Origin of the sequence: Microbacterium sp. CPCC 204701 (assembly GCF_004010105.1) — a bacterium.
Lineage (GTDB): Bacteria > Actinomycetota > Actinomycetes > Actinomycetales > Microbacteriaceae > Microbacterium.
Genome location: NZ_RRYE01000413.1, coordinates 1 through 2,482, shown reverse-complemented (window position 1 = coordinate 2,482; position 2,482 = coordinate 1). Strand labels below are relative to the sequence as shown.

Annotated in this window: 3 protein-coding genes; 1 reads left to right on the top strand and 2 read right to left on the bottom strand. The window is 70.7% G+C overall.

The window, feature by feature from the left end; all coding sequences use genetic code 11:
* The coding region (locus tag EIO58_RS16145) for a histidine kinase (RefSeq protein WP_127820346.1) at nucleotides 1-319 on the bottom strand (319 nt) is incomplete at its 3' end.
* Between the two features lie 246 nt (nucleotides 320-565).
* Here EIO58_RS16145 and EIO58_RS16140 point away from each other — a divergent pair.
* Entirely contained in the window at nucleotides 566-814 is a 249-nt protein-coding gene (locus EIO58_RS16140) for a WhiB family transcriptional regulator (RefSeq protein ID WP_018171995.1), read from the top strand.
* A gap of 62 nt (nucleotides 815-876) precedes the next feature.
* On the opposite strand, the gene EIO58_RS16135 is transcribed toward EIO58_RS16140, so the two are convergent.
* Complete coding sequence (locus EIO58_RS16135; RefSeq protein ID WP_127820345.1) at nucleotides 877-2,367, bottom strand: sensor histidine kinase; 1,491 nt, start codon at nucleotides 2,365-2,367, stop codon at nucleotides 877-879.
* Nucleotides 2,368-2,482: the final 115 nt, after the last annotated feature.

Here is a 2,482-nt window from a genome sequence, read left to right as displayed (position 1 = left end):
CGGGAGCCGCGAGCGCGAGCGCCAGCGACGGCGCCGCGAACGCGCCCGTCGCCGCCCCCAGTGCCACCGCGAGGATCAGCAGCTGGGTCACGATGCCGCCCGAGCGACCCCACGACTGACCGCGCCAGATCGCAACCGCGAACGCGAGCACCGCGGCCGCGCCGAGGACCGTGAGCACGAGCAGCGCGAGGGCGCTCTCGATCGAGCCGGTGTCGCCACTGGCGAGGGCGGCGATCTGCCAGGCGACGAGCGCGACCAGCCCGAGCCCCTCGAGCGCCACGAGCACTGCGCCGAGGCGTCCGGACAGGTTTGTCCGCATTCTCCGTCGACTCCTTTCGTCCCGCGGGGGCGTTTGTGTGAACCCTCCAGGTCGCTGGGCGAACACCCAGCCAATACCGCACAAACCCGCCGATGAACCCTTGATTCAGGTAAACCGCTATGGGACGATTGGTGAAGCCGTGTGCTCCCACAGCGACGTGGGGCGAGCAAATCTCGCACTTCCCACAGGGTATCGGACCCGAACCGGCCCTTCTTTTCCCCACACAATGCATCAAGGAGCACCACCATGGACTGGCGCGACAAGGCTGCCTGCCTGACTGTCGACCCCGAGCTGTTCTTCCCCGTCGGGAACACAGGTCCGGCCGTCGACCAGATCGAGAAGGCGAAGTCCGTCTGCGCCCGGTGCACCGTCACCGAGATCTGCCTCCAGTACGCCCTCGAGACCGGCCAGGACTCGGGCGTGTGGGGCGGCCTCTCCGAGGACGAGCGCCGCGCCCTCAAGCGCCGCGCCGCCCGCGCGCGCCGCGCGTCGTGACGCTGAACGAATGAGAGGACGGATGCCGCGGCTCGCGGCATCCGTTCTCTCTGTGCGCGGCGTCAGATGCTCCGGCCCGCGTCGACGATGTAGCGCAGCGGGATGTCGATCGTGACCTCCGTGCCGCTGCCCATGATCGTGTGCCAATCGATGGTTCCGCCCAGCTCGCCCTGGATGAGCGTGCGCACGATCTGCGTGCCCAGGCCCCGCCCGACCTGACCCTCGGGGAGGCCCGAGCCGGTGTCGCGCACCCTCACCTCCAGCCGGTCGTCGGAGCGCTCGGCGACGATCTCGACATCACCCTCCTGCCCGGCGAGCCCGTGCTCCACCGCGTTGGTGACGAGTTCGGTCAGTGCTAGGGCGAGCGGTGTCGCGTACTCGCTCGGGAGCGTGCCGAAGCGACCTGTGGAGTGCGTGCGCGCGCGCGTGTTGGGGGCGGCCGCGACTTCGGCGACGAGCTTGAGCACCCGGTCGAAGACCTCGTCGAAGTCGACGTTCTGCGCGAGGCCCTCCGACAGCGTGTCATGCACCACGGCGATCGCCGAGACGCGCCGCATCGCCTGCGTGAGCGCGTCACGGGCCTCCTCGGAGTGCGACCTGCGGGCCTGGATGCGCAGCAGCGACGCCACGGTCTGCAGGTTGTTCTTCACGCGGTGGTGGATCTCGCGGATCGTCGCGTCCTTGGTGATGAGCTCCTGCTCCTGGTGGCGGATCTCGGTGACGTCGCGGCAGAGCACGATCGCGCCGATGCGCGTGCCGTGATCGCGCAGCGGGATGGTGCGCAGCGACACCGTGACGCCGCGGGCCTCGAGGTCGGTGCGCCACGGCGCGCGTCCGGTGACGACGACCGGCAGCGACTCGTCGAACTGGCGCTTGGCCGGAAGGATCTGCGTGACGACCTCGACGAGCGACTCGCCCTCGAGCTCGTCATCGAATCCGAGGCGGTTGAACGCCGACAGGGCATTGGGGCTCGCGAACGTCGTGACGCCGTCGACATCGAGCCGGATGAGACCGTCCGACGCGCGCGGGGCTCCGCGGCGGGGCGAGGTCGGCGCGGTGAGGTCCGGGAACTCCCCCGACGCGATCATGCCGAACAGGTCGTCGGCGCAGTCGTTGAACGTGATCTGCTGTCGCGACGGGGTGCGGGCCTCGCCGAGATTGGTGTGACGCGTCACCACGCCGATCGCCGGGAGCTGACCGCCCGTCCGTCGCGCGACGGGGACGGCGCGCACCCGCGTCGGGGTCTCTTCGAACCAGTCCGGCGACGCCGAGTCGACGATCCGCCCGGATTGGAAGGCGTCGCGCACCTGCGTCCGCCACTGCGGACGGACGCGGTCTCCGACGATGTCGCGGTAGAACAGCGTGGCCGCGCCGCTCGGTCGCGCGTGCGCGACGGCCACGAACGAGTCGTCCGAAGTGGGCACCCACAGCACGATGTCGGCGAACGCCAGGTCGGCGAGGAGCTGACCGTCCCCCGCGAGGCGGTGGAGCCACTCCACGTCGTCCTCGCTGGAGCGGCCCTGGGCGTAGACGAGATCGCTGAGGGTCGACACGCAACCAGCCTAGAGCGCGGGCTCACGCGGCCGGTTCGGCGGCCCGGGATCCCGTGCGCGCGCGTCGCGCGCGCTCCGGTCGACGTGGCGCCGCTTCGGCCGTCGGCGTGCGCGG